This is a genomic window from Paenibacillus sp. FSL R5-0744 (assembly GCF_037972555.1).
Classification (GTDB): domain Bacteria; phylum Bacillota; class Bacilli; order Paenibacillales; family Paenibacillaceae; genus Paenibacillus_AQ.
Genome location: NZ_CP150228.1, coordinates 3,902,278 through 3,925,823, shown reverse-complemented (window position 1 = coordinate 3,925,823; position 23,546 = coordinate 3,902,278). Strand labels below are relative to the sequence as shown.

Annotated in this window: 19 protein-coding genes and 1 pseudogene; 14 read left to right on the top strand and 6 right to left on the bottom strand. The window is 42.8% G+C overall.

What is annotated here, in order from left to right; genetic code table 11:
• The first annotated feature begins 3 nt into the window (after positions 1-3).
• Together MKY19_RS17220 and MKY19_RS17215 are read left to right on the top strand one after the other, a co-directional pair.
• A complete protein-coding gene (locus tag MKY19_RS17220) occupies positions 4-1,095 on the top strand; it encodes a response regulator (protein ID WP_339796311.1) in 1,092 nt (363 codons plus the stop codon).
• Positions 1,096-1,238: 143 nt separating this feature from the next.
• Entirely contained in the window at positions 1,239-5,348 is a 4,110-nt protein-coding gene (locus MKY19_RS17215) for an S-layer homology domain-containing protein (protein ID WP_339265229.1), read from the top strand.
• 112 nt (positions 5,349-5,460) lie between these two features.
• Here the strand turns inward: MKY19_RS17215 and MKY19_RS17210 are convergent, their stop codons facing one another.
• Positions 5,461-5,946: a DUF2975 domain-containing protein gene (locus tag MKY19_RS17210; protein WP_339265228.1), complete on the bottom strand. Its 486-nt coding sequence runs from the start codon at positions 5,944-5,946 to the stop codon at positions 5,461-5,463.
• Positions 5,947-6,167: 221 nt separating this feature from the next.
• On the opposite strand from MKY19_RS17210, the gene MKY19_RS17205 reads away from it, so the two are divergent.
• The 3 genes from MKY19_RS17205 to MKY19_RS17195 are packed head-to-tail and all read left to right on the top strand — an operon-like array spanning position 6,168 to position 7,459.
• Entirely contained in the window at positions 6,168-6,686 is a 519-nt protein-coding gene (locus MKY19_RS17205; RefSeq protein ID WP_339265227.1) for an ankyrin repeat domain-containing protein, read from the top strand.
• 1 nt (position 6,687) lies between these two features.
• Positions 6,688-7,050, top strand: a complete 363-nt coding sequence (locus MKY19_RS17200; protein ID WP_076283444.1) for a DUF4180 domain-containing protein — start codon at positions 6,688-6,690, stop codon at positions 7,048-7,050.
• 31 nt (positions 7,051-7,081) lie between these two features.
• Positions 7,082-7,459: a DUF1801 domain-containing protein gene (locus MKY19_RS17195; protein WP_339796307.1), complete on the top strand. Its 378-nt coding sequence runs from the start codon at positions 7,082-7,084 to the stop codon at positions 7,457-7,459.
• 84 nt (positions 7,460-7,543) lie between these two features.
• Here MKY19_RS17195 and MKY19_RS17190 read toward each other — a convergent pair whose 3' ends face one another.
• Positions 7,544-8,482: a helix-turn-helix domain-containing protein gene (locus MKY19_RS17190; protein ID WP_339796304.1), complete on the bottom strand. Its 939-nt coding sequence runs from the start codon at positions 8,480-8,482 to the stop codon at positions 7,544-7,546.
• A 145-nt stretch (positions 8,483-8,627) separates the two neighbouring features.
• Here MKY19_RS17190 and MKY19_RS17185 point away from each other — a divergent pair, with 145 nt between their 5' ends.
• Complete coding sequence (locus tag MKY19_RS17185; RefSeq protein ID WP_339796300.1) at positions 8,628-11,381, top strand: sugar-binding domain-containing protein; 2,754 nt, start codon at positions 8,628-8,630, stop codon at positions 11,379-11,381.
• 96 nt (positions 11,382-11,477) lie between these two features.
• Here MKY19_RS17185 and MKY19_RS17180 read toward each other — a convergent pair whose 3' ends face one another.
• Complete coding sequence (locus tag MKY19_RS17180; RefSeq protein ID WP_339265217.1) at positions 11,478-13,172, bottom strand: M3 family oligoendopeptidase; 1,695 nt, start codon at positions 13,170-13,172, stop codon at positions 11,478-11,480.
• Positions 13,173-13,391: 219 nt separating this feature from the next.
• Between MKY19_RS17180 and MKY19_RS17175 the strand changes: the two are divergent.
• The 8 genes and pseudogenes from MKY19_RS17175 to MKY19_RS17140 form a co-directional block, all read left to right on the top strand.
• A pseudogene (locus MKY19_RS17175) lies at positions 13,392-13,604 on the top strand (VOC family protein); the annotation flags it as partial.
• A 226-nt stretch (positions 13,605-13,830) separates the two neighbouring features.
• Complete coding sequence (locus MKY19_RS17170) at positions 13,831-15,015, top strand: GntR family transcriptional regulator (RefSeq protein WP_339796296.1); 1,185 nt, start codon at positions 13,831-13,833, stop codon at positions 15,013-15,015.
• Between the two features lie 234 nt (positions 15,016-15,249).
• Entirely contained in the window at positions 15,250-16,515 is a 1,266-nt protein-coding gene (locus MKY19_RS17165; protein WP_339796293.1) for a glycoside hydrolase family 125 protein, read from the top strand.
• Between the two features lie 42 nt (positions 16,516-16,557).
• Positions 16,558-17,862 (top strand): ABC transporter substrate-binding protein, encoded by a 1,305-nt coding sequence (locus MKY19_RS17160; RefSeq protein WP_339796291.1) that lies wholly within the window; start codon positions 16,558-16,560, stop codon positions 17,860-17,862.
• Positions 17,863-17,927: 65 nt separating this feature from the next.
• Entirely contained in the window at positions 17,928-18,815 is an 888-nt protein-coding gene (locus MKY19_RS17155; protein ID WP_042188999.1) for a sugar ABC transporter permease, read from the top strand.
• Between the two features lie 33 nt (positions 18,816-18,848).
• Positions 18,849-19,736 (top strand): carbohydrate ABC transporter permease, encoded by an 888-nt coding sequence (locus tag MKY19_RS17150; RefSeq protein ID WP_076118832.1) that lies wholly within the window; start codon positions 18,849-18,851, stop codon positions 19,734-19,736.
• 33 nt (positions 19,737-19,769) lie between these two features.
• Positions 19,770-20,825, top strand: a complete 1,056-nt coding sequence (locus tag MKY19_RS17145) for a glycoside hydrolase family 76 protein (RefSeq protein ID WP_339265205.1) — start codon at positions 19,770-19,772, stop codon at positions 20,823-20,825.
• 12 nt (positions 20,826-20,837) lie between these two features.
• The gene (locus MKY19_RS17140) at positions 20,838-21,899 is read left to right on the top strand and encodes a glycoside hydrolase family 76 protein (protein ID WP_339265203.1); all 1,062 of its coding nucleotides are present in this window, start codon (positions 20,838-20,840) and stop codon (positions 21,897-21,899) included.
• 102 nt (positions 21,900-22,001) lie between these two features.
• Here MKY19_RS17140 and MKY19_RS17135 read toward each other — a convergent pair whose 3' ends face one another.
• The 3 genes from MKY19_RS17135 to MKY19_RS17125 are packed head-to-tail and all read right to left on the bottom strand — an operon-like array spanning position 22,002 to position 23,238.
• Positions 22,002-22,382 (bottom strand): hypothetical protein, encoded by a 381-nt coding sequence (locus MKY19_RS17135; RefSeq protein WP_339265201.1) that lies wholly within the window; start codon positions 22,380-22,382, stop codon positions 22,002-22,004.
• Complete coding sequence (locus MKY19_RS17130; protein ID WP_339265199.1) at positions 22,379-22,657, bottom strand: hypothetical protein; 279 nt, start codon at positions 22,655-22,657, stop codon at positions 22,379-22,381. The genes MKY19_RS17135 and MKY19_RS17130 overlap by 4 nt, the downstream gene beginning before the upstream one ends.
• A gap of 56 nt (positions 22,658-22,713) precedes the next feature.
• The gene (locus MKY19_RS17125; RefSeq protein WP_339265197.1) at positions 22,714-23,238 is read right to left on the bottom strand and encodes an AraC family ligand binding domain-containing protein; all 525 of its coding nucleotides are present in this window, start codon (positions 23,236-23,238) and stop codon (positions 22,714-22,716) included.
• Positions 23,239-23,546 lie beyond the last annotated feature (308 nt).

Here is a 23,546-nt window from a genome sequence, read left to right as displayed (position 1 = left end):
GGTATGCTGCGAGCCATTATCGTGGATGATGAAGAATTATCGGTAAAGCGCTTAAAAAGGATATTATCTCAGAGTGGAGAGATTGAAGTATACGATACTTTTCTGGATCCGACGGAAGCCTATGAATTTGTGAAGGGGAATTCGATTGATGTAGCTTTTTTGGACATTTCTATGCCTGACACAAATGGAATGAAGCTTTCCACCCTTTTGCATGAACTAGATGAATCGATTAATGTGGTTTTTGTTACAGGGTATGACGAATACGCACTGCAAGCCTTCGAACTGAGTGCTGTGGATTATTTGCTGAAGCCTGTAACTGCACAGCGTTTAACTAAAACTTTGGATAAGATCAAAAAAATGAATAGAGGTGTGACGGTTCAGCCCGTCATAGAAGTTCTCTTATTTAATGGACTAAAGATATACCGCCGTACGCAAGACAGAGAGCCCATCAAGCTAAGGAGCCCAAAAACCGAAGAATTGTTTGCCTTTTTGATTAGTAAAGGGACGGTTAGCCGAGATGAAATTATCGATACCTTATGGAGCGGGCTGGAGCCTGATAAAGCGTTGAAGAATCTGAACTCAACCCTATACTATATTCGAAAAGCAATCGGAACTAGCTTTATTAAAGCAAGCAGAACCGAAATTAGTATAGAGGAACGCAGTGTTTATTGTGATTTGTATGAGTTTAAGCGACAGCTGAAGCAAATTAGGCAGGTCTCGAAAAAAGATTCTGAATGGTTCAATCAAGTAGAAACATTGTATACGGGGTCCTTTCTCAAAGGTAAAGCATACGATTGGGCTAGTGGGAAGACACGCCGACTTGAACAGGATTTTATTGGACTGCTGGAACTAGCTGCTAGATTTCATATGGAGCAGAACGAGCGTCAACAATCGCTGCATTACTTTGAGAGAATCTTGAAATTGGATCCCTTGAGAGAAGATATCCATCAGGAAATCATTCATTTGTATATTGAACTAGGGCGTATGAATGAAGCTTATCGGCGATATGGGCAATTGGAAGAGACCCTTCAACAGGAGCTTGGAACTTCACCTGATCCTAAGCTCAAAGCTCTGATTAAGAAGATGATGAACTAGTATAAAGAAAAAGAGAACCGACGAATCGATTAGAATTCGAAGGTTCTTTTTTTTGTTTATTTTTCGTTTATCATAATTTTGTATAATACTCTCGATTATTGTCGAAATGATGACATGATTTAAGCTAGAGGGGGAAAAAGAGTTTGAAGCCATCATTTATGAAAATAGGCATTAGTATTTCGTTAGCCACTGGAGTTGTGGTGCAAGGTGTGGGGCCGATCCACACTCAAATAGTGAGTGCAAAATCGGACTTTGGTTGGATCGTGAATAGCCCAGCTGTGATACCGTCCATCAATGAAGACGATTCTTCCAACGCAGGCGTTGTTGTTTCCAGTCTTTTGTCAGGAAAGGTAACCGATCCAGCGACAACAGGGATTGCTGTGGTTTCATTTGATAATACAAATGGGGCCTGGCAATATTACAACACATTGGGAAACATCTGGTATAATATCGAGCCAGTGTCTGACACTAAAGCTTTTCTGCTGCTGAAATCGGAGAAAATTCGTTTTGTCCCCGCTAAAGACTGGAACGGAACAGCTTCCATTGACTTTAAGCTATGGGACACTACAGCAACAGGGTATCAAAATTATCAAAAAAATGCGAATACCACAGTTGCAGCTTTCAGCTCAGATCCAGGCACCGCCACAATTACAGTAAATCCAGTGAACGACGCACCTTATCTGACAGAACTGAATGGTGGGGACTATCTTAGTTTTGACGGCAATGGAGATTATGTGACGTTCCCAGATCAACTGTTATACAAGAATTCTTTTACAATTGAAGGTAATTTAAAAGTCAATGGTTTTAATACCTGGATGAGATTCTTCGAATCTTCAATCGCAGAGCAGAACCACAATATTTTTGTGGGCTTTAACGGCAAAAAAATGCATTTCATCGCTTACACCAATAAAGGAGATATTAATGTCACAGACGATTTCCCGATCTCCAAGTGGGTACATGTCTCGATTGTTTATGATCACAGTCAGAAAAAGGGGCGTATTTATTGGGATGGTGTTCTTAAGGCAGAAGGGGCTATGGATTTAAGTACAGTTGGAAATATGGCACGTCCGAACAACTGGCTTGGTAAAAGCACCTGGAGACAGGACGGAGATTACAGCGGTGGGATGAGAGACGTAAGGTTTTGGAGTAAAGCTAAAACCCAGAGCGAAATTGTTCGCGAAATGAACGTCGATTTGAATGGATCAGAGCCTAATCTGGCTTTGAACTATAAATTTTCGAATAGCAATGATGGTATTATCGCTGTCAATACACCGGCTGGTTCAGCTAAGAACGGTTCAATCACCGGTGCTAGCTGGAAGCAGGACACAGGCTTCATGGGAAGTACTACAACGGAAAAAAATAAATCTGTATCACGCTCCTTTAAGGTTATTGATGTGGATGGGGATGACCTAAATGTATCAGCTACATCTTCTAATACTTCCCTAATTCCGAATAATGGACTGAAAGTAAGTGGAAGTGGGGATGTGCGGACGTTAGAAATAACACCAGCGAAGAATGCCTACGGAAACAGTGTGATTACTGTTACTGTAAATGATGGCACTATAAGTAGTTTATACACCTTCAATGTGCAGGTAAACGATGTGGGAGATGTCCTCGTAACTGGAGTGACTTTGAATAAAACATCACTTAGTTTAACAGAGGGAGAAGCAGGAGATACACTAAATGCTGTAATAGAACCTGCTAATGCCACGAACAAAACCGTGATCTGGAGCTCCAGTGATGCAACTGTGGCGACAGTTGTGAATGGAGTGGTCACCCCAGTTGGCGTTGGAGCGGCAACGATAACAGCAACAACAACAGACGGAAGTTATACTGCGACATCGACCGTAACTGTGAGTGCTCCAATTGTGAACGTAACCGGAGTGAAGCTTGATCAGGAGACGCTCGACTTAACTGCTGGTGAAGCAGATGCCTTACTAAAGGCGACAATAGAACCTGCAAATGCGACAGATACAGATGTGATCTGGAGCTCCAGCGATGAAACTGTTGCATCAGTCGTGGATGGAGTGGTTACACCAGTTGGTGAGGGTATAGCAATTATTACTGTAACGACTAAGGATGGAAGTTTTAAGGCTTCAACAACTGTGAATGTGGCAGCACCTAAGCCACCAATTGTTATAGTAACCGGAGTAACCTTAGACCAGCCAACACTTGATTTAACAGTTGGAGAAGGTGATAAAACGCTACAAGCGACAGTCGCACCTGCCGATGCAACCAATAAGGGGGTAATCTGGAGCTCCAGTGATGAAACAGTAGCTAAGGTTGTTTACGGAGTAGTAACCCCGGTTGGTGTTGGAACAGCCACCATTACGGTTACGACTAAAGATGGAAGTTTTACTGCTTCAACAACAGTGAATGTAAGTGAACCAATTCCACCAGTTGTGAATGTAACTGGGGTGAGGCTAGATCAGGAGACGCTCGATTTAACAGCTGGTGAAACTGTGGGAATACTAAAAGCGACAATAGAGCCTGCAAATGCAACAGATCTAGACCTGATCTGGAGCTCCAGCGATGAGACTGTAGCCAAGGTTGTGAATGGAGAAGTAACTCCAATTGGTGAGGGAACAGCCATCATTACAGTTACAACGAAAGATGGAAGTTATAAAGCTTCAACAACCGTTACTGTGAAGGCTCCTGCTAAGCCAATTACAGCACCGGGTATTCCAACATCCGTAACTGCAACTGCAGAAAATGGTCAAGCGATCATCACCTTTACACCGCCGGTAAACGATGGTGGAAGTGAAATCACAGGATATATTGTAACGGCTCATCCGGGAGGGCTGACGGTTACGGGTAATGGAAGTCCGCTTACAATCAGTGGTCTTACGAATGGTACAAGCTACACCTTCACGGTACAGGCCATCAATAAGGCTGGCTTTAGCGAATCATCTGCTGAATCCAATACAGTCATCCCGAGCGCTCCATCCAGTGTTGATGTTCCTTCTCAACCAACTCCATCAGCAACGCCGGCACCTGTGGCAAATGATGCTTCCATTTTAATCAATGGTAAAGCGGAAACCGTGGGAACTGCGACGAATGGTAAACGGAATGATCAAACGCTAACCACCATTGCTTTAGACCAGAAGAAGCTGGAAGACAAGCTCGCCGCTGAAGGTAAAGGTGCGGTGGTTTCTATCACTGCCACTAGTAAATCTGATGTTATCGTTGGCGAACTAAACGGACAAATGGTTAAAAATATGCAGGGAAATCAAGCTGTACTTGAAATCAGAACGGGAAATGCGACATTTACACTGCCTGCTGGGCAGATTGATATTGAGGCCTTATCCGCGCAGATTGGTAAGTCTGTAGCTTTACAAGATATTAAAATTCAGATTGAAATCAGCGCACCAACTGCCGATCAAGTTAAGGCATTAGGAGCTGCTGCACAAAACGGATCATTTTCATTAGTCGGCGCACCAGTAAACTTTACTGCTAGAGGCATGTACGGAGATAAGAGTATTGAACTTTCTCAATTCAATACGTATGTGAAACGTACTATTGCTATTCCGGAGGGGATGGACCCGAAGAAGATTACAACCGGTGTGTATATTGATGCTGATGGCTCAGTGCATCATGTACCTACTAAAGTGATAGTCATTGAAGGCAAATATTTTGCTACAATCAACAGCCTTAGTGGCGGCACTTACTCTGTAATCTGGCATCCACTTGAATTCAGTGATGTTGCTAATCACTGGGCAAAAGATGCAGTGAATGATATGGGTTCCCGTTTAGTTATCGAAGGGACTGGCAATGGTCAATTTACACCTGATCAAGCGATTACCCGCGCAGAGTTTGCGGCGATTGTCGTTCGCGGTCTCGGACTAGGATTGAGTCAAACAGCAACAACATTTTCGGATGTTAAAACTACGGATTGGTATAACAGTGCGATCAATACTGCATATGCATATCAATTAATCAATGGTTTTGAAGATGGCATGTTCCGCCCTGATGACCAAGTTACCCGTGAACAAGCGATGTTGATTATCGCCAAAGCGATGAAAATTACAGCGCTAAAGGCTAACCTTCCTAATCAATCCGCTGAAGGATTCTTGAACCCATATACCGATGCCGGCAAAGCATCTGACTGGGCGATTAGCGCAATTGCTGACTGCTTGCAGGCAGGCGTAATCATGGGACGAAGCAGCAATGTACTTGCTCCCAAGGATGATATGACCAGAGCTGAGGTTGCAGCGATCGTTAAGCGGCTTCTTCAAAAGTCTGATTTAATTTAAAAATTGGCTCACAATATACATTGAAAAGAAAGAGTATTCATTCGATAACCTTCGAATGAATACTCTTTTCTTTTGGCTATATTAAATTCTAATGTTGATATTTGACTGTTAATCATACATTTTTTGGCTTTATATCTGGGGCATTTTTTAATGGCTTCTGAAGTGCGTCCACAATGGCTGCGATGATACTTGTTGCTAAAAGAGCCATTAGACATAATGATGTAGGACCCGCTGGATCATCACTATCTGTAACTTTAGCAAGCACCCTTAAGCTTACTAGTCCTAACAAAATGAGGAAAATGACTGCAAAAGCACATTTCTTTATAATCTTCAAAGAGTTAAGGGATAATTCAGAGAAAGCATTGTTCTTTTCGATGTTGTTTAATAGTTTATATGCTTGGTAAAGCGCAACAGAAAACGCAATACAGAATCCGTAAGCACATACTAAAAAGGGAATCAGGAAGTAAGCCGTATCTGGATGTACTCGTGCATCTCTTACCGCTATCTCAGGCAACCAGATACACAAAGCAAGCACTGCAATTCCAACCAGAAAAATAATTACTTTTAAGAAAGTGGTTGAACCTCGTTTAACATTCATTTAAAACACCTCACTTATTTAATGACTTCATGATTTTAGCATTTAATTTATTGATTTACAATAAATTTGTATTGTTTTTTGTGTTTGTTATTTTACGAGAAATGGTTATCGTCTTTAAAAGACGACAACATCATTTCTTCTTGTTAGCAGGAGAAAGGCTTCACTATCCAGAAAAAATAAGCTAAATCATTTCTTCATCAATTGAAAAGAGGCGAAATCTAATGGAACTACGGCAAAGTATTAATGAAGTTTTTCAGTCGGCACAACATGGCGATGCTGCACGGCTAACAGAAATTTTAGAATTCCATCCGGCTCTTGCAAATACGGAAAATAACGAGGGCCTTACACCTTTGGGATATGCAGCACATTTCGGTAAAGAAGCAGCGGTGCAGGTATTGATAGACCATGGTGCTGAGGTTGATGCAGTATCCCATTCCAAGATTAATTTCATTCCTTCTAATACTGCACTTCATGCTGCAATTGCTGGGGAGCGGAATATGGGTGTTATCCAACTGCTATTGAACAAGGGTGCTCAGACACATATTTTTGATAGCGATGGGCACACTGCCTTGCATTCTGCAGCTTTTCATTCGGATAATGTGGAGCTGATACGCTTGTTAATCGAACACGGAGCTGACATCCATGCTAAAATTGAAGGTGGTGAATCAGTATTTGCTATAGCTATCCAACAAGGAAACCACAACGTAAAAGAATTTCTTATTGAAAAAGGAGCAATTTAGAATGCAAATCACATTAAACCGTAAAGACAATTCAACAGTAGCTTTGATTTCCAGCGAAGGTATTGTAATTAATAATGTAAATGATGCACTCGATCTAATGGCAAACGTGAGATATCAAGAATGCGATAAAATGATTCTAAGAAAAGAGCAAATCACAGATGATTTTTTTGAGTTAAAGACGGGGCTTGCCGGAGAGATTCTTCAAAAGTATACAAACTATCAGATGCGAGTTGCTATTGTGGGAGAATTTACTGGCTATAATAGTAAAAGTCTGAATGATTTTATTTACGAATGTAATCAGGGGAATAAAATATTGTTCAAGAGTACAGAAGACGAAGCATTGGCAGCACTTCATCAAAGTTAAATATGAACTTAAAACAGAGAGGGGACTTACCATGGAGGCTAAAATCACGTATGAATCGATCGATGACTATATTTCAAAGTTTCCATCTGAGATTCAGGAAATCCTTAGTACAATAAGAAAAGTAATAAAAGAAGCGGCACCTGAAGCGATTGAAAAGATTAGCTATCAGATGCCTACTTTTACACTGCACGGAAATCTAGTGCATTTTGCGGCTTTCAAAAACCATATTGGATTTTATCCAACGCCTAATGGTATTGACGCTTTCAAAGAAGAATTATCAGTCTATAAAGGAGCAAAAGGATCCATTCAATTCCCTCTTAATCAGCCGATGCCCTATGAATTAATTAGTAAGATCGTGAAATTTAGAGTGGCTGAGAATATCAAAAAAGCTGAAGATAAGCGTAAGTAATTGGTGTGTAAGAAAACATTGTCCACTGGCACATCTGAAGCTTTCGATCTACTCTGGTTTCAGGTGTGCGATTCTTACGTGTTATCATGTACCCGATACTGAACGACGCACAAACGACAGGATAATATCCTGTGAGTAGTCTCCGAAACCACTTCCGAATAGATTAAGTCCTCGTCTATTGAGGGCATCCTCGCGAATCTCAAATCGTACTCGAATGGGCTCATTAAATGCCAGCTTCAGTGAGCTAATTGTAGTAGGGGAAGAAGCAGTTCCATTTATTTTGCTACCCTGTTCTGAGATACTCCACTCTGTCAGCATTCCATATTCTGTACCACCCTTCCATCGGTCGGGTGTTAACTTTCCTTTCCGGTTACCGAAATCTGATGGACAAGTCCAAGTGCCGACATGCAGGTCATTTATAGTTAATGTGATGTCACTTGCCCAATCTTCTCGAAATGCAGGTGCTTCAGAACAAACCTCAGCCGAAATCCGAATCTCATCAAGCTCGACACCAGGGGGTAGTGGATTGGCAAAATAGTATTCGACATAGCCAGAGTCAGCGAACCATAAGAGAGATGCATCAACTCGTTCCGGCATGTAGAATACCCTTGGATCATCCTGAGAACCGATGACTCCGCCGTCTTTACCAGTCATACCACAAGAGGGTTGAATAGAACAGTGGGAGAACATCCCAATGGGCATATGTATTTCTTCCGTTTGATGCAGACCATCGCCTAGCTTCGAAGGAAGATCGAGATGGATGGATCGGCAGGTGACCGCACATATTTTCTCGCGATTTGCACCCTGTGTAGATGAGATTAAGTTAACTTGCTCAAGGGTCTGTACATTGATTGAAATTGTTGGTTGAGCTACGCCAAGTGTCTCGGCCAATTGACTGACACTCATGGGCTTGTCACCAAGGGCTTCAAGAATGCGGACTCTGACATCTCCAGAAAGTGCTTTAGCAACATCTAAGATGCGTGATGCGGGGTATCGTATCGTTTCTTGCGAAATATCATTCATTGGTTGTATTCCTTTTCGTTAGGATAGGTTGAGGATATTGTACACTGAAGATTATATATTGTAAAATTATAATATACATTGCGAATTTTATATACTGGTGCTAAAATGAGCTCAACTTCTTATTTTGAAAGGCTGTGCTCATATCATGACAACTTCCGTACTGAATGTTGAGAGTCTTCCGATTCCTCGTCCCGAACATCCGCATCCACATTGGCAGCGCAACGAATGGATGAATTTGAATGGGGAATGGTCATTTAGCTTTGATCCGAGCAATGAAGGAATTAGCGAACATTGGTATTCCAATTCCGAAATCGCTTACAGTTCGAGGATTACTGTTCCTTTTTCTTGGGTAAGTCCATTATCAGGTATTGGCAGTGATCATAAAGGGATAGGATGGTATCGGCGGACTTTGAAATGGCAGACTACCGACTCACAGACACGACTATTTTTGCGATTCGGGGCAGTAGATTATTCATGTGACGTTTGGATTAACGGAGTGCATGTTGGTTCACACCAAGGTGGATATGATTCATTTGAGTTCGAAGTTACTCAGTACTGGGTTGAAGATTTAGACAATACAATTGTCGTTAGAGTAGAGGACTTCGATCATGATTACCAAGCACGTGGCAAACAAGGTTATGGAGAAATTCGCGGAATCTGGCAGCCCGTATGGCTAGAATCTCGGCCTCAGACTTATATGAAAGATGCTAAGTTTGTGACCACTATTGATGGGCAAGTGAAAGTGACCACAAGAATCTTTGCACAAGAAAATGGATCGGCAGATTTCACGCTGAAATTCGCAGAGAATTCTATATTGCATACTGAGAAAATAGATCTTATCGCAGGGCAGAATGAATTTAAGCTCTCTATTCATATAACAGATCCAAAATTGTGGAGTCCAGATACACCTTATTTGTACGAAGGCGAACTACAACTTAGCGGATCTTTTGGCACAGACACAGTCAGTACCTATTTCGGAGTTCGAGAAATCGAAACTGTGCGTTTTGATGAGCGTGGTTATCGCTGGATTACCCTCAATGGTAAGCCGATTTATTTAAACGGTACCCTTGACCAGTCTTATCACAAAACGGGCTATTTCACTTATCCGTCTGATGAAGATATGCGGGATGAAATCTATCTAATGAAACGTCTGGGACTGAACTTTGTGCGTATTCATATCAAGCCAGAAGAACCACGCAAACTATATTGGGCGGATAAACTGGGTATTTTGGTGATGGAAGACATGCCTTGCTTTTGGGGGAATCCCGATGAAAAAGCACGTAACGCGTATGAACGTGAAGCACTTGGGATTATTGAACGAGACTATAATCATCCATCGATTTTCTCTTGGGTAATGTTTAACGAGACATGGGGTTTGAAGACGAACGCTCAGGACACTAGTCTGACGAGTGATTTACAGCAGCAGACTAGTTATCTCAAAGAAACACAGGAATGGGTTCGGGAACAATATCGCTGGGCAAAACGACTAGATCCATCTAGAATCGTTGAAGATAACTCACCTTGTAACTATGATCATGTGGAATCTGATATCAATACTTGGCATTTCTACATTAATGGTTATGATCAGCTTAGATCTCATTTGAATGAGGTTGTAGACAAAACTTTTCCTGGTTCAGACTTTAACTGTATCGGAGGTAATGTACAATCTGATGCCCCGCTGATGAACAGTGAATGTGGAAACGTATGGGGTATCGAAGGCGGGGCAGGGGATAGTGATTTAGCATGGCATTACCGCTATATGATGAATGAATTCCGGCGGCATGATAAGCTATGTGGTTTCGTATTTACCGAATTTCGCGATGTTACGAACGAGTTCAATGGTTATTATCGGTTAGACGGCAGCGATAAAGATTTTGGTTATGATGCCTTTGTTCCCGGGATGACGATTTCTGATCTGCATTCTCCGGACTTCATCGTGATCGATGCACCGCCATGCCAGACAGTAAACGCAAAGGATGAAGTTAAAGTTCCGCTTCTTCGTTCCAGCTTCTCAGATAAATATCATGGACAGCATGTGCAGATGAAGTGGGAACTTTGGTACGACAATTTGGGAACACGAGTTGTTACAAAAAGTGAGCATATGTCAGTGAAGTGGGACGGATATGGAGTGTCAGATTTATCTCCTCTTTATGTCCTTATGCCTGATCAGGACGCAGTTGCAGTGCTGGCAGTTTCCTTGATAAATAATAGGGAAGAGGTAATCACACGCAACTTCATTACGTTTGATGTTAGAAGCGGTAATCAGAGTGTAAGGTTTGAAGGGGATGGAGATTGTATTAGTATCCCTGTTGCTGCGTATAAAGAACACAACTTTGAACAACAATGGGAAGCTATTCAATGCGCAAAAATCAATGGGGCTGGGCAAGGCCGTTATGCATATGATGTAACTCTTCCAGATGGTATGGAGAAAAAGATGATTGGCGAGATCGAAATCATGTTCGAAGCCAGCGCAAAGCGAGTATTGGCTCGAAATGTTGAAGGCGCAAAGCAAAATGAAATGGGACTTGATCTCATGCATGGTGCAGATGCTAGGGTGGAGTATAATCCGAATACGTATTATATGACCGACGAAGAACGTCATCCTTCACGTGTGAATGTTCTGATAGAAGGTCAACGGATTGGCTCCTTCTATTTGCCAGATGATCCGGCCGACAGCCGAGGTGTATTATCTTGGCATTATCAGCCATTAGCGAATAAGTTGGATGAGGCGGGCTCTTACGGCTATCTGTGTAAAGTAAGTGTACCGGGGCAGTTAGCAGCTAAACTAGATCGCAATCGTACTTTCCGTTTGGAGCTTCAAGCACAGGGTGGAGGCTTAGCCTTATATGGTCGCAATGCGGGTCGATACCCAATAGATTTATTGATTCGTTATCGATAACATACATGGGTAAAGTTGGATCATTCAATTTTAAAAAGCAATCCAAGCCATAAGGCAAGGATTGCTTTTTTTGTGTTGAGCTTACCAGAGAATGGATTAAAGCTCTTTGTCATTAATGCTGTTCAGCCAACCTTCAATATCCCCAATAACGGAGCTAATGCAGCCATCTTCAAATGGTGAAGTCAGACCCGCTAGTTCAACCAGTTTAATAAAGGACTTGCTTCCACCAGCTTGGCATAGCTCCAAATAATCGCTCCAAGCAGATTTGAAATCTTCGTTCGAACGTTTCCAGAATTGGAAGGCACATAGCTGTGCTAGTGTGTAGTCAATGTAGTAGAACGGTGAGGCAAAGATGTGGCCTTGTTTATGCCAGAAGCCCCCTTGTTCCAGATAAGTGTTACCTTCATAATTACGATGTGGTAAGTATTTCTTCTCGATGTCTCTCCAAGCTTGCTTGCGTTCAGTAGGAGTTGCTTCAGGGTTGCTATAAACAAAGTGTTGGAATTCATCGACAGATACCCCGTAAGGAATAAACTGAAGGCTGTCAGATAAGTGATTAAAGCGGTATTTATCTGCATCTTCTTCAAAGAACAAATTCATCCAAGGCCAAGCGAAAAATTCCATACTCATGGAATGAATCTCACATGCTTCATAGGTTGGAAAAGCATATTCTGGCACATTAATATTGCGGCTTTCATAAACCTGGAACGCATGACCCACTTCGTGAGTTAAGACATCAATATCCCCAGAGGTTCCGTTGAAATTTGAGAAAATAAAAGGGGCTTGGTATTGGCTGAAATAGGTGCAATATCCGCCGCCTTGTTTTCCTTTTTTGCTTACTAAATCCACCAGATTATTGTCCAGCATGAAGGTGAAAAATTCATCCGTTTCAGGGGAGAGTTCTTTGTACATCTTCTTACCGTTAGCTACAATCCAGTTTGGATCTCCTTTAGGGGTAGCGTTCCCGGTCTTAAAGCTAAAGTTCTCGTCGTAATATTTCAATTCATCTAGACCCAGTCGTTCAGTTTGACGCTTCTTTAATTGCTGGGAGACAGGTACGATATATTCAAAAACTTGTTTGCGGAAATTAGCAACCATATCAGCATTATAGTCGGTACGCATCATACGGTCATAACCTAGCTGAACAAAGTTGCTGTACCCAAGCTTTTTAGCTATGCGGTCACGGACCTTGACGAGCTCGTCATAGATGCGGTCAAATTCAGCCTCATGTTCGGACATAAAACCAAATCGAGCTTCAGAAGCGCTTTTACGCATATCACGGTCTGTAGACAATTCGAAAGGTGCGAGTTGAGGCAGTGTACGCTCTTCACCTTCAAAAAGAATCTTGGCAGATGCGATAAGCTGGGAGTATTCAGTTGATAGTTTGTTCTCCAATTGTAAATCTTCAATGATTTCCGGACTAAACGTCCGCAGCGATACTTCAGCAAGCTGGAGTAACTGCGCACCCCATTCCTTTTCAAACTCGGCTCTATATTTGGAATGTACGAGTGCTTTGTAGTAGTCAGTTATGTATTCCTGAACGACAGGCCCGATTTCGTCCATGAATTCTTGTTCGGCTTTGTAAAATTCATCTGTCGTGTTGATAGAATGACGAACGCTAACCAATGTCTGCATCGTGTCAAACTCATTGCGAAGCTTGTTAATGGCAGTGACGGAAGCTTTTTGCACCTCTAGTGGTGATGTGTCGTTGAGATCTTTCAGCAGGGCGTTAAAGTCTTGCTTGAATTTCTCTACATCCGGTCGCTCATAGCGGTAATCATCAAATTTCATAAAAAAATCAACTTCCTTTCTATACCAGATAGTCTCTATTATATAATCTGAACAGCCATTTACGATAGACCTGTGTAAGCTTTTTATGGTCGAAAAAAGAACAAATGTACAAAAGTGTAAAAACTTGTTAAGCGGAATGTGGTTTGATATTATCTATGAATATAGTAGATCTCATCAAGAAAAAATGGGCCATCCAGTTATGCGAGAGCAGATGGAGAATCGCCAGCCAGTTCAACAGAAATAACGATTGGCCACAATGTAGAAAGTAAAAAGGAAACAGATCAGGTTATGGAGCTAGCTCAAAAGGCTGGTGCGAAGATCGTTGACCCTTTACATGATACCTTTTGGGGAGGGTATTCCGGTCACTTTATGGACCCCGATGGGCATTTGTGGGAAGTCGCATGGAATCCAGACTGGGAGCTCGAGAATTAAAGGAGTCTATTCAGAGCTTTGTTACTTAGCCTCTCTTAAACCGTATTCTCAGAATACGGTTTATCTCTGTTTCTATACGAATCTTAGAATTTTTTCGCTTTACACTCTGAACCCTTCCTCCCTCTTTTTTCAACTGCTTCAGTACAAATGTCGACAAACTTAATATATCATGATATATTATTATGTATAAAGATGAAAAAATTAGAGTCAGGAGATAACGAAAGTTATGAATGAGACAACGTCATCCAAACCGATGTATGAAAAAATATTTGATGAAGTGAAGCAGCTTATTGTAAATAAATCCTATGGACAAGGGGAGCGAGTTCCTTCAGAAAAAGAACTGGCCGAAACTTATAATGTAAGTCGGATTACGAGTAAAAAAGCTCTGGAAATGCTAGCCGCCGAGCATTTGATTGTGAGAAAACCGGGAAGAGGTTCGTTTGTGGCTGATCCGGCAGTTGACTACATAGATTCAGTTATGTCTCCTGAGACGACCTCCGACGGGACTGTTGTTAATTCCTTTAACCATGAGGAAAAGACGATTGGTCTGATTATTACCGACTTTGGCAACAGTTATGGAACAGGCTTGATTTATGGGATGGAACAGGCTTCCCGTGATAATGATTGTTTCCTCGTTCTACGAAGAACATTTGGCGTACCAGAGAACGAAGAACAGTCTATTCAGAAGTTGCTTAGCTTGGGTGTAGATGGTCTGATTGTTTTTCCGGCTCAAGGCGAATTTTTTAATGCTGAGATTCTAAAATTGGTGATCGGGCGTTTCCCTTTAGTTCTGGTAGATCGCCATCTGAAAGGAGTAGCGGCTGCTTCGATCAGTACTGATAATATGCAGGCTGCACTCAAAGGTACGGAGTATTTATTTGATCTCGGGCATACTCATATCTCTTTCCTCTCTCCACCTCCAGCGGATACGACCGCTCTTGAGGAGCGGGTGGAGGGGTTTATACAAGCACATGCGGAGCGGGGGATAGCTGTAGATAAGGGGTTGTGGGTTAGTGATTTAACCTCAACATTACCAAATTCCTTTAATGATGAGAATATTGAACACGATATCTCACGGCTAGTTTCTCATTTACAAGAGAATCCAACAATAACGGCGCTTTTTGCCGTGGAATATAATATTGCCCTGCTGGCTAGAACTGCGGTTGAACGACTTGGGTTGCGGATTCCAGAGGATATTTCGATCATTTGCTTTGATAGTCCACCTACTCCACTCGGATCGGGTTATGCGTTCACTCATTTGCGGCAGAATGAAGAAGAAATGGGGCGACTGGCAGTTGAGAATGTCCTGCAAATTATGAACGGCCAGACTGTATCGAATAAGATAATGCTGGAAGCTGAGTTGATTTCTGGTGAATCTACGGGTTCTGCTAAACCATCTAATTCTAATTAATTTTATGCGATTATCCATAAATTAGTTGTTATAAAAACCTATCTCTTTGGATGGGTTTTTTTGTTTGTTTTAGATAGATGTTTAACATTATAGAAGTATTGATATATCATTATCAATAAATAAACATATTGACATACTAACCACATGACAATATACTAATTTGTGAAAGCGCTTCAAAGGAAAAAGAAAAAGGGGGTATTATAACTGAAAGCAACCAGAGAAATCCCTGAATCGATGAAGAAACTGGCATCTAATGTAAAAGCGCAGCTGAGTGATCGTCCAAAATTAGCCGAAATGTTCGAGAAATGTATGGCTAACACCTGGAATACAACCTTAAAAAGAATGGCAAATGGCACCACTTTTGTCATTACCGGAGATATTCCAGCGATGTGGCTGCGGGACTCGGCCGCTCAGGTTAGACCCTTTCTGATCCTTGCCTCCGAGGATGAAGAAATTGCGGACATGATTGAGGGAATTGTACAAAGACAATTCGCCTGCATCCAGCTTGACCCTTATGCGAATGCTTTCAATGAAGAAGTTAATGGAAATGGCCATCAGGAGGATCTTACAGCGATGAGCCCAGGAGTGTGGGAAAGAAAATATGAGATTGATTCATTATGCTATCCGATCCAACTGGGTTATCTGCTCTGGAAGAATTCGGGCCGAACTAGTCAGTTTAATGATTCATTTGTTAAGGGTGTAGAAAGAATTATTGCATTATGGACTACTGAACAGAAACATGAGAGCGATTCCAATTATCTTTTTCAACGGATGAACTGTCCACCTACGGATACATTAGCGCGTGAAGGCAAAGGAACGTTGACAGCATATACAGGAATGACTTGGTCTGGATTTCGTCCTAGCGATGATGCCTGTGACTACGGGTATTTGGTTCCTGCAAATATGTTCGCTGTGGTTGTTTTAGAGTATGTGTGTGAAATTGCCCGAGAGATCCTAAGGGATCAGGAACTGGAATTGAAAGCTAGAAGACTTTCTGAACAGATTAATGAGGGAATACGCCAGTATGGAATCGTAGACCACCCAGAGTTTGGGACAGTCTATGCATATGAAGTAGATGGCCGTGGACAGGTGAATTTGATGGATGATGCAAATGTGCCGAGTCTGCTCTCAATCCCTTATTTGTCTTATGTGAGTGCCGATGATCCTATCTACAAAAATACCCGAAAGCTTATTCTAAGTAGCAATAATCCTTATTTCTTCGCTGGAAAGGAGGCTTCAGGTATTGGAAGTCCACATACGCCTAGTCGTTATATCTGGCCTATAGCTTTAGCGATTCAGGGAATGACATCTACCAGCGATGAGGAACAGGAATCCTTACTTAATCTGCTGGAGAAGACGGATGCGGGCACCGGATTTATGCATGAAGGGTTTCATGTGGATAATCCCGACGAATTTACACGTCCATGGTTCTCATGGGCAAATATGATATTCTGCGAGCTGGTGCTTATGCGCTGCGGGTTACAAGTTAAGCGGGGTTAATGTCTACAAGTTTTTCAATCGACTCTAAAGGGGATAGAGAACATGAAAAAATGGCTGGTTACCACACTTGCTTTGGTTATGACAGCTTCACTTGCTACGGGCTGCGGTGGCAGTAATGTGTCTACCGGTAAAGAGTCCGGAACTGCAAGTAAATCAGGGAGCGGTGATGGAAAAAAGACGGAGCTTACCTTCTGGGGGGATTGGGGCGGTGAGGGGCAGAAGCAATTTGAGACCATGGTTGATGCCTTTAATAAATCGCAGGATAAGATTCATGTAAAGTATGTGCTGCAGCAAGATATGATCACGAAGTTCCTGACTTCCGCAACCAATGGCGGCACTCCTGATGTGCTGTTTTGGGATCGCTGGAGAACTTCATTGTATGCTCCAAAAAACGTCCTGCATCCGGTTGACGAATACTTAACGCGTGACGGGATCTCCAAAGATGACTTCTACAGCGAATCCCTTCGTGAGCTTTCATACGATGACAAATTATATGGGCTGCCGCTTACCGTAGATGCCCGCGCTCTTTTCTATAATAAGAAGCTGCTCGCAGATGCAGGACTTCAGCCTCCAACAACATGGGATGAGCTAGAGACGGCTGCTGCGAAGCTCACCAAATGGAACGGCAATAAATTGGAAATTGCAGGTTTTTCAATGGGGGATTTGGGGCTTTTTAATATGTATCTTCAACAGGCTGGCGGTACCATGCTTACGGAGGATGGAAAGACCAATTTTAATAATGATAAAGGAAAACAGGTGCTAGAGTTCTGGGATCGCCTGATGAACAAAGATAAGGTGTATAAAGTAGGGTTTGAGCTTGGACTTGGGGAAGGGCAAGATGCTTTTGTCACAGGCAAAGTTGCTATGTTGTATTCCGGTCCGTGGATGCTCAGCACTTATAACAAATACGGTAAAGATCTAGATTATGGAATCGTTCCCCCTCCAGCTGGACCAAACGGGGATAAAGGCAGTGTTATGGGCGGATTTGGTCTGGTGATTCCAGAAGGCTCCAAACATAAGGAAGAGGCGTGGGAGTTCATTAAATGGTGGACAGCGAACAAGGATAACGCATTGCTCTGGGCCAAGACCAGTCTGAATCTGCCTGGCTATAAGCCGTCTATGGAAGATCCATTCTTCAGAGATGATCCCAAGTGGCAGCCGTTTCTAGAAACACTGGAGTTCGCTAAGGTTCGTCCAAACCACCCTGGTTATTCCGTGATGGAAACCGACGCGTTGGCACCTAATTTGCAGCTAAACCAGCAGAACAAGCTGAGTATTGACGAAACCTTGAAGAAATCACAAGAAGAAGGCGACAAAATGCTAAAGGATAATGAGGTAGTGAAGTAATAAGTAAGACATTTGAAGTAAGGGGGAGGTCTTGCCTCCCTTTTGCTTAGGAGGGGGTAGCTGAAATGGCTTCCATCAGAAAGCTAGAGAAACATCAGGCGCGGACGGCTTATTTGTTTATCACACCGACGGTGTTGCTGTTTACAGTATTCACGGTCATCCCCGTGGTAATGGCGCTGTATTTAAGCTTTACCAATTACGATGTACTTAGTAGAAATGATTGGATCGGTTTTGATAACTATCGCCGTTTGATAGAGGACAGTTTGTTATGGAAAACATTCCGAAATGTATTTTTTTATTCGATCATTTTCGTTCCGCTAAATATCCTGATTTCGCTGCTCCTCGCGATTCTACTTAGTCGAAGCTGGCGTGGGGTGAAGCTGTTCCGCACTCTGAATTATCTGCCAACTCTTACATCCGCCGTTGCTGCTGCTACCGTTTGGATCTGGCTTTTGCATCCTGAATTTGGTTTGGTTAACGGATTGTTGTCCTATGTTGGGATTACAGGTCCAGCTTGGTTATCCGAGACCCGAACGGCGATGTTGTCCATTATTATGCTTACCCTCTGGCAGTCGGTAGGTTCTAATATGATTATCTACTTGGCAGGTCTGCAAGGTGTGCCTGACTATTTGTATGAATCCGCAAGGCTGGACGGTGCCAATAAACTGGATTGTTTCCGGTATATTACTTGGCCGCAGTTACGTCCTACGACCTTTCTAGTCAGCACGATGGCAATCATTGGTGCGTTACAGTTGTTCGACCAAGCTTTTGTACTGACGCAGGGTGGTCCAGCGAATATGACGAAGACTCCGGTTTATCTGATCTATCAACAGGGCTTTAATCAATTGCAAATGGGGTATGCGTCTGCACAAGCTTTTGTGCTTGCTGTGGCGATTCTCATATTCTCACTTATAAACATGCGGATCACAAAGGCGGAGGAGTCCATTGTATAAGCCGGGCTTGTCATGCAGAAAGGGGATAGAGGTATGGATACTAGTGGAAGTTCGTTATTAAAAAGAAGCTTAAGTAAATCTATTTATTATATAGTGTGCATTGTTATTGCAATCGTAATGTTTCTACCTTTCTATTGGAGTGTTCTTACATCTTTGAAGCCTGACGAAGAGATATTCGCCATGCCCATTCGGTGGTTTCCTTCACATTTGACCTTAGAGCATTATCGTAAGGCGTTTACAACGGTTCCATTTGCCCTCTTTTTCTGGAATTCACTTGTGCTTGCTGTAGCGGGTGTACTGGCGAATCTGTTTTTTGGTTCGATCAGCGGCTACGCATTCGCAAAGTTGAATTTTAAGCTCAATAAGCCAATATTCCGCGTGCTGCTAGCGGCGATGATGATACCGGGCATAGTGACGATGATCCCTACAGTTTATGTCATGCGTCATATTCCATTTTTCGGAGGTAACGATATTTTTGGCAGTGGGGGGAACGGGTTGATGAACTCCTTCTGGGGGATTATTCTTCCGGGAGCTTCTGGAACTTTTGCTGTGTTCTTTATGCGGCAATTCTTTCTTACCCTGCCTAGTGACATGATGGAAATGGCCCGGATCGAAGGCTGTGGAGAGTTTAAGATATTTTGGCGCATTTATTTGCCGCTGACCAAACCAGCGCTGGCGACTTTAAGCATCTTTACTTTTCAAGCGGGCTGGAACAGCTTCCTATGGCCCATGATTGTACTAAATGACCCGGATAAAGCAACGATCCAGATGGGACTTCAAGCCTTCTCCTATAATTTCCAAACGGATTACGGTCCAATGATGGCTGGTGCGCTTGTTGCGATTCTGCCGATATTGGTGCTCTTTCTGGCACTTCAACGTTATTTTGTGCAGGGGATTGCATTCAGTGGCATAAAAGGTTAATTCAATAAAAATCGAATCAGGGAGAGAGTTTATATGAACCAATTGGAGATCGGGATTTGGGAGGAACGGGCGAATCAAGCACAAGCTGCGCTGGATTCATTATTCTGGAATGACGCGATCAAAATGTACAATATAGAAACGCCTTGTCCAAACGGAGAATGTAATACCATTTTTCATTATTGGTGGATGGCTCATGCTGTGGATGTATTGGTAGATGGATTACAGCGAACTAGAGAGGAATGGTATGCCGAACGGCTTTCCGCGCTTCATGAAGGTCTTTTGCGACGAAATGGGGGAGTGTGGCCCAACGAGTTGTATGATGATATGGAATGGATGGCTCTCGCGTGGCTCCGTGCCTATCAAGCAACAGGAGAGGAAGTTTATAAAGATACAGCCCTTCTTTTATGGGAAGACATTCAGACAGGCTGGAACGAGCATATGGGTGGTGGGATCGCTTGGCAGAAGTCACAGTTGGATTATAAAAATACACCTGCCAATGCCCCAGCAGCTATACTGGCGGCTCGTTTGTATCAAGCCTTCGGTGAAGCTGAGAATCTAGAATGGGCGCTAAAAATTTATAGATGGCAAAAAGAGCATCTGGTAGACCCGACGACGGGTTTTGTATGGGATGGCATGAATCGCACGGGCAATGGCCAGATCGATAAGGATTGGAGATACTCCTATAACCAAGGTATCTATATTGGCGCAGCTGTAGAACTCTATCGTATCACTAAGGACCCATCCTATTTGGAGGATGCTCGATTAACTTTTTCCGCTGCTGCTCATGAGCTTGCTGAGGCTAAGGGCGGTGTACTTCCAGACGAAGGAAATGGAGATGCTGGATTGTTCAAAGGAATCCTGATTCGGTATACGGCAGAATGGGTCAAAGCTGATGTCGCAGCTGTTGAAGCTGTCGATTTTCTACGTAGGAATGCTGAATCTCTCTGGGAGCAAGGAAAGTCAGAGGACGAAGCTTTGTTTGGCACAGATTGGACTTTGTCATCTACTGGTGTAATTCAGCTCAGCTCCCAACTTAGTGCAATGAAGTTATTGGAGAAGATGGCTGAATTAACTAAGGATCAGATTTGAGGTGAACTTTTTATGACACAAGCTAAAGAAGCCCTAGAAGCGCTTAACTGGCAGGAAAGGTCGGAGTGGTTCCAACAATGTCTAGAACGTAATTATTATAATGCGGAGACGGGGATCATGAATCAATGGTATCCCAGAGAGTATAACGTTCCAGGTGAGAATTTTTATTACTGGTGGCAGGCTCATGTCATTGATATTCTAGTGGATGGCTACGAGCGTAGCGGAGATCCTGCATATTCACTGAGAATCAAGGAATTGAGTGAACATCTCCAAGCTTATAACGGTGGGACTTTCAGGCATAATTACTATGATGATATGGAATGGACGGCATTGGCGCTGCTACGAGCTTATCGGGCAACTGGTTATGAAGCCTACTTAGACGCTGTGCTAGATCTATGGGAGGATATAAAATCAGCTTGGAATGAACATTTTGGAGGCGGTTTGGCCTGGAAGAAGGATCAGCTAGATTATAAAAACACACCTGCCAATGCACCAGCCGTCATTCTAGCAGCTAGGTTATATGAACTTTTTCAAAAGCAGGAGGATCTGGAGTGGGCACTCCGTATCTATGAATGGAACAAAACATATTTAGTGGATCCTGCGACTGGTTTTGTGTGGGATGGAATGAACAGACTCGGGGATGGCCAGATTGATTTCGATTGGGAATTTACTTATTGTCAGGGAGTGTTTCTAGGTGCGGGCTTAGAGCTGTATAAGAATACGGGGGATGTCCATTACTTAGAAGATGCGAATCGAACTGCTAATACATGTATTGATCGTCTATGCGATCCGATGAATATGATGTTGCCTGATGAAGGCATCGATGATACTGGATTATTCAAAGGGATTCTGATTCGTTATCTGGTTCAACTTTGTGGAGAGGTTCCTGAGGCTAGCAGGATTCGTGAGGTAATCATGGCCAATGCTCAGCAGTTATGTGAACGAGGTCTGGATAAACAGCTGGGTCTTTGTAGTCCATCGTGGGAATTGAAACCGGAGCTTCCGGTTCAACTGAGCATTCAACTCAGTGGCTTGATGTTGCTGGAAGGGGCCGCTGTACTCATGGAGAAGTAACTTAAAGGCGTATAAAGAAGCTTCTCTTTTTAAATGGTGCATTGATTTTCCGTTTAAAAAAGAGAGGCTTCTTTTTGTTATTTTAAATTAATCGTTTATCTGTTAGAAAATCCTATGTTTCCAACCGTTCAATTTAGCTACAGCTTCAATATAATAGTAGTCTCCATAGATTAGCGATACATCGATAAAGGAAGTGCCGCTGCCCGTTCCATGCAATAAAATCGCTTCATGCTCTGGCTGCTCCCATGTCGCGTAATTTTCGGTCAGTGAGCGGAGAATTCGCTCCGCTGCATTAGCGTAGAGACTTTTTTCGCCTACAGGTACGATCGCTGCAAGCTCTAACAAACCTGAAGCGGCGATAGATGCCGCAGAGCTATCTTTGAACATCCGTTCGTCATCCGCTAGACGGAAATCCCAATAAGGAACTTGATCCTCAGGTAAAGCCGAGATGAAATAATGGGCAATCCGCTTAGCGGTGTTCAAGAACCGTTCATCTCCACTGTGGCGATAGGTATTGATGAAGCCGTACAGCCCCCAGCCGTTCCACGGCTCCATGAGGATTCAGCTGAATAACCTTGACCGCCAAAATTCTCAATATATGCCCCGGTCTCCGCATCGAAAGATAGAATATGTTTGGTTGATCCATCCTCGCGAATACCATATTGCATCGTCGTCTCTGCATGGCTAATAGCAATATGCTTATACCGTGGATCACCAGTTACTTTGCTCGCCCAGAACAGTAGAGAGATATTCAACATGCAGTCGATAATTGCCCAGCCATATTTATCTTCATTCCATGCGCGGATGAATTTGCCTACAGGATTATAGCGGGCAGCGAGGAAATTCGCCGCTTCAATCCCCCTACGCTGGGCATCTTCGTCACCCGTAAGCTCATGATTTTTTCAGAATAGCTCAAGGTCCGCCGTTCTCCTGATTGGAATATCTGCTGATCTCCAGTCTTGATACTGCTCAATAATTGAAGGATTAACATCGAAATGTCTTCGGTATTTTCGCTTGGATTGCTTTTTTTATTGTGATCATATTGCTCCAGAGTCCACTCCACAATCTCAACACGATCTTCAAGATTAATAGCGCAATGCGTATTTTCCCCTCGCCAAAGTGTTGTGAATAAAGCTTTTCTTTTCGAAAAGCCCACTAGCAGGTTCTCCGCAACATGTGGATCAATATAGAAGATGGATCTTTCAAAAGGACAAGCGGGAGAGACCTCAGAATAGATCCGGTGCAGCTGATAGGGCTGGAAAAAGAATAACATGCCCCTGCGGATATCGTACATCAGCTGATTGACAACAACATTTCCTTGACCGCCATGCACGAACATGATTTCACATCATTGATGCCAGTGATAATAACCTTTGTAATAGTCGTCTGTATATATTTTGTAATCCCAAACTAAGGTCTTATGTTCTTCAAAAACAACGGGTTCGAATAGCTGCTTCATAGGCCCTCCAAGATGACAAAATACAAACATTTTTTATTCCATTATTACTTTAAGGGTTATGAAAGCGATACAATAAAAATGAATTGAGTAATTCTATCGGGAGGCAGGTCGCCATGTTAGATTACATAAACAGAAGCCCAGAATCCAGAATTCAAAATCTTAAAGCTGAACTCGACTTAAAAACTGCA

Bases quoted from the DNA above. Each gene is read 5' to 3' on its own strand.
- MKY19_RS17220 (WP_339796311.1), top strand. From the start codon at position 4: ATGCTGCGAGCCATTATCGTGGATGATGAAGAATTATCGGTAAAGCGC.
- MKY19_RS17210 (WP_339265228.1), bottom strand. From the start codon at position 5,946: ATGAATGTTAAACGAGGTTCAACCACTTTCTTAAAAGTAATTATTTTT.
- MKY19_RS17205 (WP_339265227.1), top strand. From the start codon at position 6,168: ATGGAACTACGGCAAAGTATTAATGAAGTTTTTCAGTCGGCACAACAT.
- MKY19_RS17200 (WP_076283444.1), top strand. From the start codon at position 6,688: ATGCAAATCACATTAAACCGTAAAGACAATTCAACAGTAGCTTTGATT.
- MKY19_RS17195 (WP_339796307.1), top strand. From the start codon at position 7,082: ATGGAGGCTAAAATCACGTATGAATCGATCGATGACTATATTTCAAAG.
- MKY19_RS17190 (WP_339796304.1), bottom strand. From the start codon at position 8,482: ATGAATGATATTTCGCAAGAAACGATACGATACCCCGCATCACGCATC.
- MKY19_RS17185 (WP_339796300.1), top strand. From the start codon at position 8,628: ATGACAACTTCCGTACTGAATGTTGAGAGTCTTCCGATTCCTCGTCCC.
- MKY19_RS17180 (WP_339265217.1), bottom strand. From the start codon at position 13,172: ATGAAATTTGATGATTACCGCTATGAGCGACCGGATGTAGAGAAATTC.
- MKY19_RS17170 (WP_339796296.1), top strand. From the start codon at position 13,831: ATGAATGAGACAACGTCATCCAAACCGATGTATGAAAAAATATTTGAT.
- MKY19_RS17165 (WP_339796293.1), top strand. From the start codon at position 15,250: ATGAAGAAACTGGCATCTAATGTAAAAGCGCAGCTGAGTGATCGTCCA.
- MKY19_RS17160 (WP_339796291.1), top strand. From the start codon at position 16,558: ATGAAAAAATGGCTGGTTACCACACTTGCTTTGGTTATGACAGCTTCA.
- MKY19_RS17155 (WP_042188999.1), top strand. From the start codon at position 17,928: ATGGCTTCCATCAGAAAGCTAGAGAAACATCAGGCGCGGACGGCTTAT.
- MKY19_RS17150 (WP_076118832.1), top strand. From the start codon at position 18,849: ATGGATACTAGTGGAAGTTCGTTATTAAAAAGAAGCTTAAGTAAATCT.
- MKY19_RS17145 (WP_339265205.1), top strand. From the start codon at position 19,770: ATGAACCAATTGGAGATCGGGATTTGGGAGGAACGGGCGAATCAAGCA.
- MKY19_RS17140 (WP_339265203.1), top strand. From the start codon at position 20,838: ATGACACAAGCTAAAGAAGCCCTAGAAGCGCTTAACTGGCAGGAAAGG.
- MKY19_RS17130 (WP_339265199.1), bottom strand. From the start codon at position 22,657: ATGTTGAATATCTCTCTACTGTTCTGGGCGAGCAAAGTAACTGGTGAT.
- MKY19_RS17125 (WP_339265197.1), bottom strand. From the start codon at position 23,238: ATGTTCGTGCATGGCGGTCAAGGAAATGTTGTTGTCAATCAGCTGATG.